Origin of the sequence: Luteibacter sp. (assembly GCF_036499525.1) — a bacterium.
Lineage (GTDB): Bacteria > Pseudomonadota > Gammaproteobacteria > Xanthomonadales > Rhodanobacteraceae > Luteibacter.
Map to the genome: position 1 here is coordinate 16,795 of NZ_DASYDO010000042.1, position 14,725 is coordinate 31,519.

Sequence of the window (14,725 nt, forward strand, 5' to 3'; positions counted from 1 at the left end):
AATAAAGATCAACGCGCGCAGGGCGCGCTCCTACACCGCGAAAGCGCGCTGGCACCAGGCCAGCAGCGGCGCCCACGTAAAGCCCAGCACCAGCAGCGCAAGCGCGTTGATCGACAGTACCCAGCGGGCCGGGGCATCGGCGGTGGCGCGGACGTCCTTGCCTTCCACCGGCGCGTCGAAGTACATCACCTTCACCACGCGCAGGTAGTAGTACAGACCGATGATGGCGAACACGGCGCCCACGATGGCCAGCCACAGCATGCCCGCGTCGATGGCCGCCTTCAGCACCAGCAGCTTGCCGAAGAAACCGAACAGCGGCGGCACGCCGGCCAGCGAGAACATCACCAGCAGCATCATGAAAGCGAACCACGGCGAACGCTGATTCAGACCACGCAGATCTTCGATCTCTTCGCATTCGAAGCCCGAGCGCGACAGCACCAGGATCATGCCGAAAGCTGCGGCGCTGGTGATCGCGTAGCTCACCGCGTAGAACATCGAGGCCGAATAGCCCTCTGGACCCGCGTTCACCAGGCCCACCAGCAGGTAGCCCATGTGCGAGATGGTCGAATAAGCCAGCAGGCGCTTCAGGTTCGACTGCACGATGGCCACGAGGTTGCCGATGGCCAGGGAGAGCACCGCCAGCACCGCCAGCATCATCTGCCACTGCGGCGCCAGGCCCGTCGCGCCACCGGCGATATCGCCCATGCCGGTGGACAGCAGCCGATACGCCATGCCGAAAGCAGCCAGCTTCTGCGCCGAACCGATGAAGATGGTGACGGCGGTCGGCGAGCCTTGGTAGACGTCCGGGATCCACATGTGAAACGGCGCAGCGCCCAGCTTGAAACCGATGCCGACGATCATGAAGACCAGGCCGAACAGCAGCAGGGTCTTCCATTCCGCACCGACGATGGCGGCGTGGATCGTGTGCAGGTCGAGGCTGTGGGTGGCGCCGTAGATCATCGACATGCCGTACAGCAGCATGCCCGAGGCCAGCGCACCCAGCACGAAGTACTTGATCGCCGCTTCCGAGGAGAGCTGCGAATCGCGGTTCAAGGCGACCAGTGCGTACGAGGACAGCGTGAGCAGCTCGAGGCCCAGGTACACCGTGACCAGGCTGCCGGCCGAGACCAGGAACATGAGGCCCACGGTGGCGAAGATCGACAGCGTGTAGAACTCGCCGAAGGGGATCGCCCGCTCCTTAAGGTAAGGACGCGCGTAGACGAAGATCACCGCCATGATAAGCAGTGAGAACAGCTTCAGCACCTCGGCCACGCCGTCGCGGACGAACATGCCGCTGAAGGCTGTGACCGTGCTGGGCGGCTGGCCGCTGACGACGAGGTAGGCGCCGACCAGCACCACCAGGATGGAAAGCCAGTGAACGGTGCCCTTCTGGGCCGGCTTCAGGTACGCATCCAGAAGGAGCAGCACGCAAGCTGCCAGCACGAGGTAAACCTCGGGGAGCAGGATCAGGATGTCGTTGATACTCGGCATGGATAGTTCCTGCTCAGACTTTGGTGATGGCCAGCTGCTCGACGATCCGAGCAACCGACGCATCCATCAGGTGGACCAGCGGCTCCGGCCAGATACCGAGGACCAGCACGCCGGCCGCGAAGGCGCCCAGCACGAAGATCTCGCGACCGTTGACGTCCGTCAGTTCCGCCACGTGCTTATTCTTGATGTCGCCCCAGAGCACACGCTTCACCATCCACAACGTGTAGGCGGCGCCGATGACCAGGGTGAAGGCGCCGAATAGCGCGATCCACGGGTTGGCACTGAACGAGGCCAGGATGACCATGAACTCGCCGACGAAGCCACTGGTGCCCGGCAGGCCGCTGTTGGCCATGGCGAACAGCACGAAGAACGGCGCGAAGATCGGCATGACGTTGATGACGCCGCCGTAGTCCTTGATCTGGCGCGTATGCATGCGGTCGTAGAGCACGCCGATGCAGGTAAACATCGCGCCGGAGATGAAGCCGTGCGAAATCATCTGCACCATCGCACCCTGCATGCCCAGGCGTGCGGCATCCGGGTTGTTCGATTCGCGAACCAGCAGGAAGCCGATGAAGATACCCATCGTGACGAAGCCCATGTGGGCGATCGACGAATAGGCCACCAGCTTCTTCATGTCCTGCTGCACCAGCGCGATATAACCGATGTAGCAGACCGCGATGAGGCTTAGCACGATCACCAGCCAGGCGAACTGGTGCGAGGCATCCGGTGTGATGGGCAGGCTGAAGCGCAGGAAACCGTAGCCGCCGATCTTCAGCATCACCGCCGCCAGCACCACCGAACCGCCGGTGGGTGCTTCCACGTGGGCGTCGGGCAACCAGGTGTGCACCGGCACCATCGGCACCTTGATCGCGAAGCCCAGCAGGAAGGCGAAGAACAGCCAGCTTTGCTCGGTAAGCGTCAGGTGGACGCTGGCCATGTCGGCGATGGCGAAGCTGCCGCCCGTCTTGTGGTACAGGTAAATCAGACCGATCAACATGAAGATCGAGCCGAAGAACGTGTAGATGAAGAACTTCAGCGTGGCATAGACGCGGCGCGGACCACCCCAGATACCGATGAGGACGAACATCGGGATCAGCATGGCCTCGAAGAACACGTAGAACAGCAACGCGTCCGTGGCGCAGAACACACCGATCATCATGCCTTCCAGAATCAGCATCGCGGCCATGTACTGGTGCGGCTTGTTCTGGATGATTTCCCATGCGCCCACGATCACCAGGATCTGGACGAGGGTCGTGAGGATGATCAGGGCGATCGAGATGCCGTCGACGGCCAGCGAGTAGTTGATGCCGAGGGACGGGATCCAGCTCATCGATTCGGTGAGCTGGAGCGTGCCCGTGCTGGCGTCGTACGCAGGCAGGAGGGCCAGACTGGCGGCGAAGGTGGCGACCGCGACCAGCAGCGAGATCCATCGGGCAAGGCCGGGCCGGCTGGTGCCGGCGAGCAGCACCGGGATGGCGCCGACGACCGGGAGCCAGATCAGCAGGCTGAGCAAGTGATTCGACATAGAGCTCGTTTCCCTTATTGCCCGATCAGCCAGTACCCGCCGAGGAGCAGGATAAGACCGAGGATCATGGCGAACGCGTAGTGGAAGAGGAATCCGGATTGCAGGCGGCGGGTGCCGCTGGCGATGCGCTGTACCAGGCTGGCGGAACCGTTGACGATGGCGCCGTCGATGATGGCGGCATCGCCCACCTTCGACAGGCCTTCGCCCAGCTTCACGCCACCCTTCGCGAACACAGCGAAGTAGAGTTCATCGATCCAGTACTTGCGGTCGAGCAGTTGGTACACCGGCTTCAGCGCGTTCTTCGCCTTATCGGCGATCGACGGATTGAACAGGTACACATAGGTGGCCACGGCGAAACCCGCGAGGGCCAGCCAGAACGGCGCGGCGGCGAAGCCGTGCAGGCCCATGGCGAGCGCGCCGTGGAACTCGTGGGCGAGCTCGCCCAGCACGTCGTTGGCCTCGTTCACGTGGATGGCCTTGCCGAACCAGTTGCCGTAAAGCATCGGGCCGACGGTGAAGAAGCCGATGAGGAGCGACGGGATCGCCAGCAGGACCAGCGGCACGGTCACCACCCAGGGCGATTCGTGCGGCGCATGCTCGAGCACGCCCGGCTTACCGTGGCCGTGGTCGTCGTCGTGATGGTCGTCGTGTGCATCGTGGCCATGGCCGTGCGCCTTGTGCTCCACCGTGAAGCGCTCCTTCCCGTGGAAGGTCATGTAAAGCAGGCGGAAGCTATAAAGCGACGTGACGAACACACCGCCCAGCACGCAGAAGTACGCGTAACCGGCGCCCCAGCGATGCGACTCGCCGACAGCCTCGATGATGGCGTCCTTCGAGTAGAAGCCCGCGAAGAACGGCGTACCGGCCAGGGCCAGCGAACCGATCCACATCGTGATCCAGGTGATCGGCATGTACTTGCGCAGGCCGCCCATGTAGCGCATGTCCTGCTCGTGGTGCATGCCGATGATGACCGAACCCGCGCCGAGGAACAGAAGCGCCTTGAAGAAGGCGTGGGTCATCAGGTGGAACACGGCGCCGCTATAGGCGGATACGCCGAGCGCGACGGTCATGTAGCCGAGCTGTGAAAGCGTCGAGTACGCGATGACGCGCTTGATGTCGTTCTGGACGATGCCGATCAGGCCGGTGAACAGCGCCGTGGTCGAGCCGATCACGAGGACGAACGACAGCGCGGCATCAGTCAGTTCGAACAGCGGCGACATGCGGGCGACCATGAAGATACCCGCGGTCACCATCGTGGCCGCATGGATCAGCGCCGAGATGGGCGTCGGACCTTCCATCGAATCGGGCAGCCACACGTGCAGCGGCACCTGGGCCGACTTGCCCATGGCACCGATGAACAGCAGCACGCCGATCACCGTGGCGGCGTCCCACGCATGGTTCTGCGTGATCTGCAGGGTCTTGCCGATCAGGTCGGGGGCGTGGTCGAAGGCCGTCTGGTAGTCCAGCGTGCCCAGGAAATACAGGATCGCCGAGATGCCTAGCAGGAAACCGAAGTCGCCCACGCGGTTGACCAGGAAGGCCTTGAGGTTGGCGAAGATCGCCGTGGGGCGCTTGTACCAGAAGCCGATCAGCAGGTACGACACGAGGCCCACCGCTTCCCAGCCGAAGAACAGCTGCATGAAGTTGTTGCTCATGACGAGCATCAACATCGAGAAGGTGAACAGCGAGATGTAGCTGAAGAAGCGCTGGTAGCCCGGGTCGTCCGCCATGTAGCCGATGGTGTACAGGTGCACCAGCAGCGACACGAAGGTGACCACCACCATCATCATGGCGGTGAGGCGGTCGACCATGAAGCCTACCGAGGCGTGGAAGTGGCCGATCTGGAACCAGGTGTAGACATCCTGGTTGAAGTTCTGCGCACTGCCCCAGACCAGCTGGTACAGCACGTAGAACGACAGGCCGCAGGAGATCGCCACGCCGAGGATGGTCGCGGTGTGCGCCCCTGCCCGGCCGATCAGCTTGCCGAACAGGCCGGCAAGGATCGCCCCCACGAGCGGTGCGAGCGCGATCGTCAGCAGGATTGAAAGCGAGAGACTCATCGGATCAACCCTTCATGCTGTCGATTTCGGCGACATTGATCGTGCTGCGGTTACGGAACAGCAGGACCAGGATCGCCAGGCCGATGGCGGATTCCGCCGCGGCCACGGTGAGGATGAAGAACACGAACACCTGGCCGCCCACGTCGCCGAAGAAGCGCGAGAAGGCCACGAAGTTGGTGTTCACCGCAAGCAGCATCAGCTCGATCGCCATGAGCAGCACGATCACGTTCTTGCGGTTGATGAACAGGCCGGCGACAGCGATGCAGAACAGGATCGCGCCGAGGACGATGTAATGGGAAAGCGTGATCACGGGGCGTTCTCCTGCGGGGGCACGGCGACCGGAGCCGGCTTCACCGACGCCGGCTGCTCGACGGCAACCTTCACGACGCGGACGCGGTCGGCGGCATTCACGGCCACCTGCTGTGCCGCGGACTGGTGGCGCGAGCCCAGGCGCTGGCGCAGGGTCAGGGCCACCGCGGCCACGATGCCCACGGTGAGGATCAGCGCGGCGATCTCGAACGGCAGCAGGAACTCGGTGTAGAGCGCCTGGCCCAGCCACGCGACGTTGGAGTCACCGGCGGGGTTCGGACCGAGGGTGTGCGCGTGCATGGCCTTCACGCCGATCATCGCCAGCATTTCGGCCAGCATGACCACCGCGACGATGATGCCCACCGGCAGGTAGCGGATGAAGCCCTCGCGGACCGCCTCCTGCTTGATGTCGAGCATCATCACCACGAAGAGGAACAGCACCATCACGGCGCCCACGTAGACGACCACCAGGGCAATGGCGAGGAATTCGGCTTCGGCCAGCAGCCAGACGCAGGCCATGCTGAAGAAGGTCAGCACCAGCGAGAGCACGGCATGGACCGAGTTCTTCACGGTGATGACCATCAGGCCGCCGAGGACGGCCACGGCGCCGAAGAAGTAGAAACAGATGAGTTGGAGCAGGTCGGTATTCATCGCATGGGTCTCCGGGCGCTCAGCGGTACGCCGCGTCCTGAGCGCGGGCGTCGGCGATGTCCTGCTCGAAACGGTCGCCGATGGCCAGCAGCTGGGCCTTCGTCACCACGTTCTCGCCACGATGCTCGAAGTGGTACTCGTGCACGTGCGTCTCCACGATCGAGTCGACCGGGCAGCTTTCTTCGCAGAAACCGCAGAAGATGCACTTGAACAGGTCGATGTCGTAGCGCGTGGTACGGCGCTGGCCGTCCTCCGCGCGCGGGGCCGAATCGATCGTGATCGCCAGTGCCGGACACACCGCCTCGCACAGCTTGCACGCAATGCAGCGTTCCTCACCGTTGGCATAACGGCGAAGGGCATGCAGTCCGCGGAAGCGGTTCGACTTGGGGATGTGCTCCATCGGGTAGCGCATCGTGTACTTCGGCTTGAACATGTAGCGCATGGTCAGCGCCATGCCCTGGAACAGCTCGATGAGCAGCAGGCTCTTGAAGTAATGGGTAACGCGGGTCATGGCTTTCAGGCTCCCGTGCCGAGGTGGACCCAGCCGAAGTACTTCATGCACCCGGCGACGAGGACCCAGACGATGGTGATGGGGATGAAGACCTTCCAGCCGAGGCGCATGATCTGGTCGTAGCGATAGCGCGGGAAGCTGGCGCGGAACCACAGGAACAGGAAGGCGAAGAAGAAGGCCTTGATGAACAGCCAGTGGAAGCCCCCGTGACCGATCAGGCCCCAGGATTCCGGGAACGGCGACAACCAGCCGCCCATGAACAGGATCGAGGCGAGGAAGCTCACCAGGATCATGTTGGCGTATTCGGCCAGGAAGAAGATGGCGAACGCGGAACCGGAGTACTCCACGTGGAAGCCGGCCACGATCTCCGATTCGCCTTCCGCCACGTCGAACGGCGCACGGTTGGTTTCGGCCACGCCGGAGATGAAGTAGATGACGAACACGGGCAATAGCGGCAGCCAGAACCAGTCGAAGAAGTTGCCGCTCTGCGCGTTGACGATCGCCGTGAGGTTCAGGCTACCGGTCAGCACCAGCACGCACACGATGGACATGCCCATCGACAGTTCGTAGGAGATGACCTGCGCCGCCGCGCGCATGGCGCCAAGCATCGCGTAGCGCGAGTTGGAGGCCCAGCCCGCGAGGATGATGCCGTACACGCCCATCGAGGTCATCGCGAGCAGGTACAGCACGCCCGCGTTGACGTTGGCCAGCACGGTCTCGGGACCGAACGGGATCACCGCCCACGCCGCCAGGGCCGGCACGAGGGCCAGCATCGGCGCGAGGTAGTACAGGAACTTGTTCGCGTTGGTCGGAAGGATCACTTCCTTAAGCAGCAGTTTGACCACGTCCGCAAAGGCCTGGAGCATGCCGAGGGGACCGATCTTGTTCGGCCCCATGCGCACATGCATCCAGCCGATGACCTTGCGTTCCCAGTACACGAACATCGCCACGCCGATGATCAGCGGCAGCATGATCGCCGCGATGAACAGCAGGGGGATCAACAGGTGGTGGATGAGTTGATCGGCCATGGTCATGCCTTGCTCAGGGTGATGGCCGCGCCGTACGGGGGCAGCATGGCGGTTTCGGAATGCGCGGCTTCGATCCACGCGGCGCCCGGGGGCACCGCGGCATCGATCGCGACCGGCAGCACGGCATCGCCGATGCGGGCATTCGCGCCATCGGAAAGGCCGAGCGTGCCGGCGTCGTCCGCATTGATGCGGATGGCGGCCGGACGATTCAGCGGATGCGCGTTGAGCGCACCGGCGCGGCGGAGCACCGCGTCACCGCGATAGATCGGCGTGGTGGCGAGGCGCGAGAAGCTCACGCCCGCGCCACGCTGCGCGAGTTGCGGGCGGGTTTCCACGGCGCGCTCGGTCAGCCCATCGCGCAGGCCGGCAAGGTCGTCGAACTCGAAGCCCGGCAGGTCCAGCGCGCCACCGAGGGCACGCAGCACCTTCCAGCCCGGACGCGCGTCGCCCGGTGCCTTCGCGCCAGCGAGCACGACCTGCGCGTTGCCCTCGACGTTGACCAGCGTGGCGTCGATTTCCGGCGTGAGGCCGATCGGCAGGATCACGTCCGCCGAATCCTTGAGCGCATCGCTTGCGTAGGCGGCGAAGGCCACCACGGTCTGCGCCGAATGCATCGCCTGCTGCGCGAGCCCGCCGTCCGCGAAGTCGTGCGGCGGCTCCACGTTGTAGAGCACGTAACCCTTGCGCGGCTGCGCCAGCATGGCGCGCGCGTCGAGACCGCCCGCGCTCGGCAGGACGCCGACCGAGGACAGGCCGATCGCATTCGCGCCGACCGGGATCTCGTTGTAGGCGGCACCGGCGGCCTGCGCGATGAAGCGGGCGATGGCGCGCAGCCAGGACGCTTCCGGATGCGTGGCCGCGGCATGACCGAAGACCACCACCGCGCCATCCGTCGACAGCGCCTTGAAGGCGTCGCGGTGGGTATCGGTGGTTGCCACGCCCTGCACCGCGGAAGCCAGCGATTCCGGCACGGCCGCGCCGTTCTCGCCGGCGGCTTTGGCCAGCACCAGCAGCTCGTTCACGAGCGCGTGCGGTGCCGCGACGGACTCGCCTGCCAGCGGGTAGTTGAAGTTGAAATGGGCCGGGTTGACCGCGTAGACCTTCGCGCCCTTCATCACCGCCTGGCGGAGGCGGTGGTTGAGCAGCGGGACTTCATGACGCAGGTCCGAACCGACCAGCAGCGCGGACTTCACCTTGTCGAACGACGCGATGGTCGAGGCGAACGGGCGGGCGAACGCGTTGTCGGCGAAGTCGAGCTGACGCAGGCGATGGTCGATGTGGGCGCTGCCCAGGCCACGGGCGAGGCGGACAAGCAGTTCGCCCTCCTCGTTCGACGTGGCGCCGTGCACGAGCACGCCAAGGTCGGAGCCGGCCACGCTCTTCAGCGCCTCGCGGGCGACCGACAGCGCATCGTCCCAGGTCGTTGCCGACCACTGGCCGTTGCGCTTGACCATCGGCGACTTCACGCGATCGGCGGCGTACAGGCCCTGGTGGCTGTAACGGTCGCGATCCGAGAGCCAGCATTCGTTGATGGTTTCGTTGTCGCGCGGCACGTTGCGCAGCACTTCACCGCGGCGCGTGTGCATCCACAGGTTGGAGCCCAGTGCATCGTGGTAGCCGACCGACGGGCGCGCGATCAGTTCCCAGGCGCGGGCCTGGAACCGGAACGGCTTGTTGGTCAGCGCGCCGACCGGGCACACGTCGATGATGTTGCCCGACAGTTCGCTTTCGATCGTCTTGCCGATATAGGTGCCGATCTCCAGGTCTTCGCCGCGGCTCATGCCGCCGAGTTCGTACGTGCCGGCGATCTCGCTGGTGAAGCGGACGCAGCGCGTGCACTGGATGCAGCGGGTCATCTCGGTGGCGATCAACGGGCCGAGATTCTCGTCGGCCACGGTGCGCTTGCGCTCGTTGAAGCGCGACACCGAACGGCCGTAACCGAGCGAGACGTCCTGCAATTCGCACTCGCCGCCCTGGTCGCAGATGGGGCAGTCGAGCGGATGGTTGATGAGCAGGAACTCCATCACGTTGCGCTGCGACTTGAGCGCCTTGTCCGAACGCGTGAAGACCTTCATGCCCTCGCCCACCGGCGTGGCGCAGGCCGGCGCGGGCTTCGGCATCTTCTCGATTTCCACCAGGCACATGCGGCAGTTGGCGGCGATCGGGAGCTTGCGGTGGTAGCAGAAGCGCGGGATGGGAATACCGACGGCATCGGCCGCCTGGATGATCATCGACCCCTTGGCTACCTGCACCGGAACGCCGTCGATCTCGATATTGACGAGGTCCGGCGCGGCGTTGGCTACGGGCTGCGCACTCATGCAGCGACTCCAGTGGTGACCGTATCAGCCGGCCCGTCCACGATCGAACGGCCATGCTTTACGAAGTATTCGAATTCGTGCCAGAAGTGGTAAAGCAAGCCTTGCACCGGCCACGCGGCGGCTTCACCGAAGGCGCAGATGGTGTGGCCTTCGATCTGGCCGGCGACAGCCTTCAGGCGGTGCAGGTCGTCCTCCGTGCCCTGGCCTTCGACGATGCGCGACAGCACGCGGTACATCCAGCCGGTGCCTTCGCGGCACGGGGTGCACTGGCCGCACGACTCGGCCATGTAGAAACGGGCGATGCGTTGGCAGACACGCACCATGCAGGTGGTGTCGTCCATCACGATCACGGCGCCCGATCCCAGGCCCGAACCCGCCTTCTGCAGCGAGTCGTAATCCATCGTGCACTCCATGATCTTTTCGGCTGGCAGCACCTTCATCGACGAACCGCCGGGAATGCACGCCTTCAGCTTGTTGCCCTTGCGCACGCCACCGGCCATCTGCAGCAGGTCGGCGAACGAGGTGCCCAGCCTGATCTCGAAGTTGCCCGGGTTGTTCACGTGCCCCGACACCGAGAAGATCTTCGGTCCGCCGTTGTTCGGCTTGCCGAGGTTGAGGAACCACTCCGCGCCGTTGCGCAGGATCGCCGGCACCGAGGCATAGGTTTCGGTGTTGTTGATCGTGGTCGGTCGGCCGTAGAGGCCGAAGCCGGCCGGGAACGGCGGCTTGAAGCGCGGCATGCCCTTCTTGCCTTCCAGCGATTCCATCATCGCGGTTTCTTCGCCGCAGATGTACGCGCCGGCACCCAGGGCGTTGTAGATGTCCACGTCGATGCCCGAACCGCCGATGTCCTTGCCGAGCAGGCCGGCCGCATAGGCTTCCTTCAGGGCTTCCTCGATGTGCTCGAACGGCTCGTGGTGGAACTCGCCGCGCAGGTAGTTGTAGGCGACGGTCGAGCCGGTGCAGTAGCAGGCGATCGCCAAGCCTTCGATGACCGAATGCGGGTTGAAGCGCAGGATGTCACGGTCCTTGCAGGTGCCCGGCTCGGATTCGTCCGAGTTGCACAGGATGTACTTCTGCCCCGGCGCCGTGCGCGGCATGAAGGACCACTTCAGGCCCGTGGGGAAGCCGGCGCCGCCGCGACCGCGCAGCGCGCTCTTCTTGATCTCTTCGATCAGGGCGGCGGGATCGGGCTTCTCGGCGAGGATCTTGCGCCAGGCCTTGTAGCCGTCGACCTTCTCGTAGCTGTCGAGGGCCCAGGGCTTTTCGAAATGAAGGGTCGTATAGACGACCTGGTGTTCCTGCGGTGCGGGTCCGACCGGACCGGTGGTGCTAGCCATTGCCCTTACCTCACTTCAGACCGTCGAGGATCGCGTCGACCGATTCGGTCGTCAGCTTCTCGTGGTAGTGACCGTTGACGACCATCATCGGCGCGCCGGCGCATGCGGCCAGGCACTCCTCTTCCTGTTTGAGGTAGATGCGGCCGTCGGCCGTGCTCTCGCCGGTCTTGATGCCCAGCTTCTTCTCGCAATGGCGCACGAGGCCTTCGGCGCCGTTGAGCCAACAGGAAATGTTGGTGCAGATGGCGACGTTGTTGCGACCGACGGGCGAAGTCTCGAACATCGAGTAGAAGCTCGCGATCTCGTAGGCCCAGATAGCCGGCAGGTCGAGGTACTTTGCGACCGCGGTGATCAGGGCGTCCGTGAGGTAGCCCTGGTTCTGTTCCTGCGCACCCATCAAGCCCTGGATCAGCGCCGAGCGCTTGCGATCCGGCGGGAACTTGGACACCCAGTGGTCGATGTTGGCACGCGTGTGATCGTTGAGCACGACGAGGGGATCGACGTCCTTGACCTGCTCGAAATGACCGGTGGCTTTCATGATTCAGTTCACTCCGTCGACTTAGCGGTCGACTTCGCCGAAGACGAGATCGTAGGTGCCGATCATCGCGACGACGTCGGCGAGCATGTGGCCCCTCACGATGGCGTCGATCGAGGACAGGTGCGCGAAGCCGGGCGCGCGCAGGTGCACGCGGAAAGGCTTGTTCGCACCGTCGGACACCAGGTAGCAGCCGAACTCGCCCTTGGGCGCTTCGACCGCGGCATAGGTCTCGCCCGCAGGCACGCCATAGCCTTCGGTGAAGAGCTTGAAGTGGTGGATCAGCGCTTCCATGTCGTTTTTCATTTCTTCACGACTGGGCGGTGCGACCTTGTAGTTCTGCACCATCACCGGGCCCGGATTGGCCTTCAGCCACGCCACGCACTGCTGGACGATGCGGTTGGACTGGCGCATTTCCTCGACGCGCACGAGGTAGCGGTCGTAGCAGTCGCCATTCACGCCCACCGGAATGTCGAAGTCCATGTCCGCATAGGCGGCGTACGGCTGCTTCTTGCGCAGGTCCCAGGCGATGCCCGAGCCGCGCAGCATCGCGCCGGTCATGCCCCATGCCTGGGCCTGGTCGGCCGAGATGACGCCGATGCCGACCGTGCGCTGCTTCCAGATACGGTTATTGGTGAGCAGCGCTTCGTATTCGTCGATGCGCGCCGGGAAGTCGTTGGTGAACTCCGTGAGGTAGTCCAGCATCGAGCCTTCGCGCCATGCGTTCAGGCGCTTCAGGTCGCCGCCCTTGTGCCACGGCGACTCGCGGTACTTCGACATCTGCTCCGGCAGGTCGCGGAACACGCCGCCCGGACGGTAGTACGTGGCGTGCATGCGCGCGCCCGACACCGCCTCGTAAACGTCCATCAGTTCCTCGCGCTCGCGGAAAGCGTAGAGGAAGACGGCCATGGCGCCGAGGTCGAGCGCGTTCGAACCCACCCACATGAGGTGGTTCAGGATGCGGGTGATCTCGTCGAACATCGTGCGGATGTACTGCGCACGGATCGGCGCCTCGATACCCATGAGGTTCTCGATGGCGCGCACGTAGGCGTGCTCGTTGCACATCATCGATACGTAGTCGAGGCGATCCATGTAACCGATGGACTGGTTGAACGGCTTGGACTCGGCCAGCTTCTCGGTACCACGGTGCAGCAGGCCGATGTGCGGATCGGCGCGGACGATCGTCTCGCCGTCCATCTCCAGCACCAGGCGCAGCACGCCGTGCGCAGCGGGATGCTGCGGGCCGAAGTTCATCGTGTAATTGCGAATTTCTTCCACGGCTTAATTCTCCCGCCAGTGGTCGGCGGATTCCGCCCTGGCCTGATCGAGGTCGGCGTCGTTGCGGATCGTGCGCGGCACCAGCACGCGCGGCTCGATCGAGACCGGTTCGTACACCACGCGCTTCTGCTCGGGGTCGTAGCGGACCTCGACGTTGCCGATCAGCGGGAAGTCCTTGCGGAACGGATGGCCGACGAAGCCGTAATCCGTGAGGATGCGGCGAAGGTCGGGGTGGCCGTCGAAGATGATGCCGTACATGTCGAATGTCTCGCGCTCGAACCAGTCGGCGCCCGGCCAGATCGGCGTGATCGACGGCACGACCGGGAACGCGTCGTCATCGCAGGACGCGCGCAGGCGGATGCGCTGGTTGAGTTCGATCGACAGCAGGTGGATCACCGCGGCGAATCGGCGCTGCTGCTCGACCTGGCGCGGACGCTCTGCCCAGGTGAAGCGGCCCATGGCCTCGCCTTCCACGCCGCGCGAGAAGCTCTCACCCTGCGCGGTATCGGTGTCCCATTCGGTCATGCCATAACCGAAGTAGTCGACGCCACAAACGTCGATGATGGTGCCGAAGCGGAAGCCTGCCTCGTCGCGCAAAGCAGTGGCGACGGAAATAAGGTCCCGCGGAGCCACCTCGGCGGTGACTTCGTTGCGCTCCACCTTCACGCTCAGCATGTCGCCGAAGCGCGCGGCGAGCCGTTCGACCAGCGAGGTCTCGTTAGTAACGCTCATGATGCCCTGGCCCTGTTAGCGCGCGATCGTGTGGGTGCGGCGGATCTTCTTCTGCAGCTGCAGGATGCCGTGGATCAGCGCTTCGGCCGTCGGCGGGCAACCCGGCACGTAGATGTCGACCGGAACGATGCGATCGCAGCCACGCACGACCGAATAGGAATAGTGGTAATAGCCGCCGCCGTTGGCGCACGAACCCATCGAGATGACCCACTTCGGGTCAGGCATCTGGTCGTAGACCTTGCGCAGCGCGGGGGCCATCTTGTTGACCAGCGTGCCGGCCACGATCATCACGTCGGACTGGCGGGGGCTGGGGCGGAAGATCACGCCGTAGCGGTCGAGATCGAGGCGCGCGGCGCCCGCGTGCATCATTTCGACGGCACAGCAGGCGAGACCGAAGGTCATCGGCCACATGGAGCCGGTGCGCGCCCAGTTCATCAACGCGTCGACGCTGGTGACGCCGAAGCCGCGGTTCACGACCGGGGCGTCGCCGTTCGGACGCAGGATGTCGTCGACGAGGTTCAGCGGTTCCGGGTTGTGCATCACCCGGTCGATGCTGGTCATCACTCCCATTCGAGCGCTCCCTTCTTCCAGACGTAAGCGAAACCGACCACCAGCAGCGCGAGGAACAGCGCCATTTCGACGAGGGCGATCAGGCCGATCTTGTCGAAGACCACCGCCCACGGGAAAAGGAAGGCGATTTCGAGGTCGAAGATGATGAAGAGGATGGCGATGAGGTAGTAGCGCACGTCGAATTTCATGCGCGCGTCCTCGAAGGCCTCGAAGCCGCACTCGTACGGAGCGAGCTTCTCCGCGTCCGGACGCTTCGGACCGGCGAGCATGCCGATCACCAGGAGGGCGATGCCAAGGCCGATTGCTGCGGCGATGAACAACAGGACGGGCCAGTATTGGGCAAGCACGATGCTGCGTACCTCCGCGCCTCGCTGGGC

Annotated in this window: 14 protein-coding genes; all 14 read right to left on the bottom strand. The window is 64.4% G+C overall.

All coding sequences use genetic code 11. The annotated features are described in order from the left end of the window. Positions 1 to 30: 30 nt before the first annotated feature. Genes nuoN through VGM71_RS08320 form a run of 14 tightly spaced genes read right to left on the bottom strand, consistent with a single transcriptional unit; the run spans position 31 to position 14,695 of the window. On the bottom strand, positions 31 to 1,491 hold the full coding sequence (gene nuoN, locus VGM71_RS08255) for an NADH-quinone oxidoreductase subunit NuoN (protein WP_331543878.1): 1,461 nt from the start codon (positions 1,489 to 1,491) through the stop codon (positions 31 to 33). Between the two features lie 13 nt (positions 1,492 to 1,504). Beyond that, positions 1,505 to 3,016: an NADH-quinone oxidoreductase subunit M gene (locus VGM71_RS08260; RefSeq protein ID WP_331543880.1), complete on the bottom strand. Its 1,512-nt coding sequence runs from the start codon at positions 3,014 to 3,016 to the stop codon at positions 1,505 to 1,507. A 14-nt stretch (positions 3,017 to 3,030) separates the two neighbouring features. Further along, positions 3,031 to 5,076, bottom strand: a complete 2,046-nt coding sequence (gene nuoL / locus VGM71_RS08265) for an NADH-quinone oxidoreductase subunit L (protein ID WP_331543882.1) — start codon at positions 5,074 to 5,076, stop codon at positions 3,031 to 3,033. A 4-nt stretch (positions 5,077 to 5,080) separates the two neighbouring features. Then, entirely contained in the window at positions 5,081 to 5,386 is a 306-nt protein-coding gene (gene nuoK, locus VGM71_RS08270; protein WP_036112219.1) for an NADH-quinone oxidoreductase subunit NuoK, read from the bottom strand. Continuing rightward, on the bottom strand, positions 5,383 to 6,036 hold the full coding sequence (locus tag VGM71_RS08275; RefSeq protein ID WP_331543891.1) for an NADH-quinone oxidoreductase subunit J: 654 nt from the start codon (positions 6,034 to 6,036) through the stop codon (positions 5,383 to 5,385). The genes nuoK and VGM71_RS08275 overlap by 4 nt, the downstream gene beginning before the upstream one ends. 19 nt (positions 6,037 to 6,055) lie before the next feature. After that, entirely contained in the window at positions 6,056 to 6,547 is a 492-nt protein-coding gene (gene nuoI, locus VGM71_RS08280; RefSeq protein ID WP_331543894.1) for an NADH-quinone oxidoreductase subunit NuoI, read from the bottom strand. Between the two features lie 5 nt (positions 6,548 to 6,552). After that, a complete protein-coding gene (gene nuoH, locus VGM71_RS08285; RefSeq protein ID WP_331543896.1) occupies positions 6,553 to 7,575 on the bottom strand; it encodes an NADH-quinone oxidoreductase subunit NuoH in 1,023 nt (340 codons plus the stop codon). 2 nt (positions 7,576 to 7,577) lie between these two features. Continuing rightward, the gene (nuoG, locus tag VGM71_RS08290) at positions 7,578 to 9,893 is read right to left on the bottom strand and encodes an NADH-quinone oxidoreductase subunit NuoG (RefSeq protein WP_331543899.1); all 2,316 of its coding nucleotides are present in this window, start codon (positions 9,891 to 9,893) and stop codon (positions 7,578 to 7,580) included. Beyond that, positions 9,890 to 11,233: an NADH-quinone oxidoreductase subunit NuoF gene (gene nuoF / locus VGM71_RS08295; RefSeq protein WP_331543901.1), complete on the bottom strand. Its 1,344-nt coding sequence runs from the start codon at positions 11,231 to 11,233 to the stop codon at positions 9,890 to 9,892. Before nuoF ends, nuoG begins: the two co-directional genes overlap by 4 nt. 10 nt (positions 11,234 to 11,243) lie before the next feature. Beyond that, positions 11,244 to 11,771, bottom strand: a complete 528-nt coding sequence (nuoE, locus tag VGM71_RS08300; protein ID WP_331543903.1) for an NADH-quinone oxidoreductase subunit NuoE — start codon at positions 11,769 to 11,771, stop codon at positions 11,244 to 11,246. A 21-nt stretch (positions 11,772 to 11,792) separates the two neighbouring features. Continuing rightward, positions 11,793 to 13,022 (bottom strand): NADH-quinone oxidoreductase subunit D, encoded by a 1,230-nt coding sequence (locus VGM71_RS08305; RefSeq protein ID WP_331544000.1) that lies wholly within the window; start codon positions 13,020 to 13,022, stop codon positions 11,793 to 11,795. Between the two features lie 27 nt (positions 13,023 to 13,049). After that, entirely contained in the window at positions 13,050 to 13,778 is a 729-nt protein-coding gene (locus VGM71_RS08310; RefSeq protein WP_331543905.1) for an NADH-quinone oxidoreductase subunit C, read from the bottom strand. A 15-nt stretch (positions 13,779 to 13,793) separates the two neighbouring features. After that, positions 13,794 to 14,348, bottom strand: coding sequence for an NADH-quinone oxidoreductase subunit B family protein (locus VGM71_RS08315; protein WP_331543908.1), 555 nt, complete (start codon positions 14,346 to 14,348; stop codon positions 13,794 to 13,796). Next, on the bottom strand, positions 14,339 to 14,695 hold the full coding sequence (locus VGM71_RS08320; protein ID WP_331543910.1) for an NADH-quinone oxidoreductase subunit A: 357 nt from the start codon (positions 14,693 to 14,695) through the stop codon (positions 14,339 to 14,341). The genes VGM71_RS08315 and VGM71_RS08320 overlap by 10 nt, the downstream gene beginning before the upstream one ends. Positions 14,696 to 14,725 lie beyond the last annotated feature (30 nt).

What these genes read in the sequence shown, in the direction of transcription:
- nuoN (WP_331543878.1), bottom strand. Translation starts at nt 1,491, where the DNA reads ATGCCGAGTATCAACGACATCCTGATCCTGCTCCCCGAGGTTTACCTC.
- VGM71_RS08260 (WP_331543880.1), bottom strand. Translation starts at nt 3,016, where the DNA reads ATGTCGAATCACTTGCTCAGCCTGCTGATCTGGCTCCCGGTCGTCGGC.
- nuoL (WP_331543882.1), bottom strand. Translation starts at nt 5,076, where the DNA reads ATGAGTCTCTCGCTTTCAATCCTGCTGACGATCGCGCTCGCACCGCTC.
- VGM71_RS08275 (WP_331543891.1), bottom strand. Translation starts at nt 6,036, where the DNA reads ATGAATACCGACCTGCTCCAACTCATCTGTTTCTACTTCTTCGGCGCC.
- nuoI (WP_331543894.1), bottom strand. Translation starts at nt 6,547, where the DNA reads ATGACCCGCGTTACCCATTACTTCAAGAGCCTGCTGCTCATCGAGCTG.
- nuoH (WP_331543896.1), bottom strand. Translation starts at nt 7,575, where the DNA reads ATGGCCGATCAACTCATCCACCACCTGTTGATCCCCCTGCTGTTCATC.
- nuoG (WP_331543899.1), bottom strand. Translation starts at nt 9,893, where the DNA reads ATGAGTGCGCAGCCCGTAGCCAACGCCGCGCCGGACCTCGTCAATATC.
- nuoF (WP_331543901.1), bottom strand. Translation starts at nt 11,233, where the DNA reads ATGGCTAGCACCACCGGTCCGGTCGGACCCGCACCGCAGGAACACCAG.
- nuoE (WP_331543903.1), bottom strand. Translation starts at nt 11,771, where the DNA reads ATGAAAGCCACCGGTCATTTCGAGCAGGTCAAGGACGTCGATCCCCTC.
- VGM71_RS08305 (WP_331544000.1), bottom strand. Translation starts at nt 13,022, where the DNA reads ATGAACTTCGGCCCGCAGCATCCCGCTGCGCACGGCGTGCTGCGCCTG.
- VGM71_RS08310 (WP_331543905.1), bottom strand. Translation starts at nt 13,778, where the DNA reads ATGAGCGTTACTAACGAGACCTCGCTGGTCGAACGGCTCGCCGCGCGC.
- VGM71_RS08315 (WP_331543908.1), bottom strand. Translation starts at nt 14,348, where the DNA reads ATGGGAGTGATGACCAGCATCGACCGGGTGATGCACAACCCGGAACCG.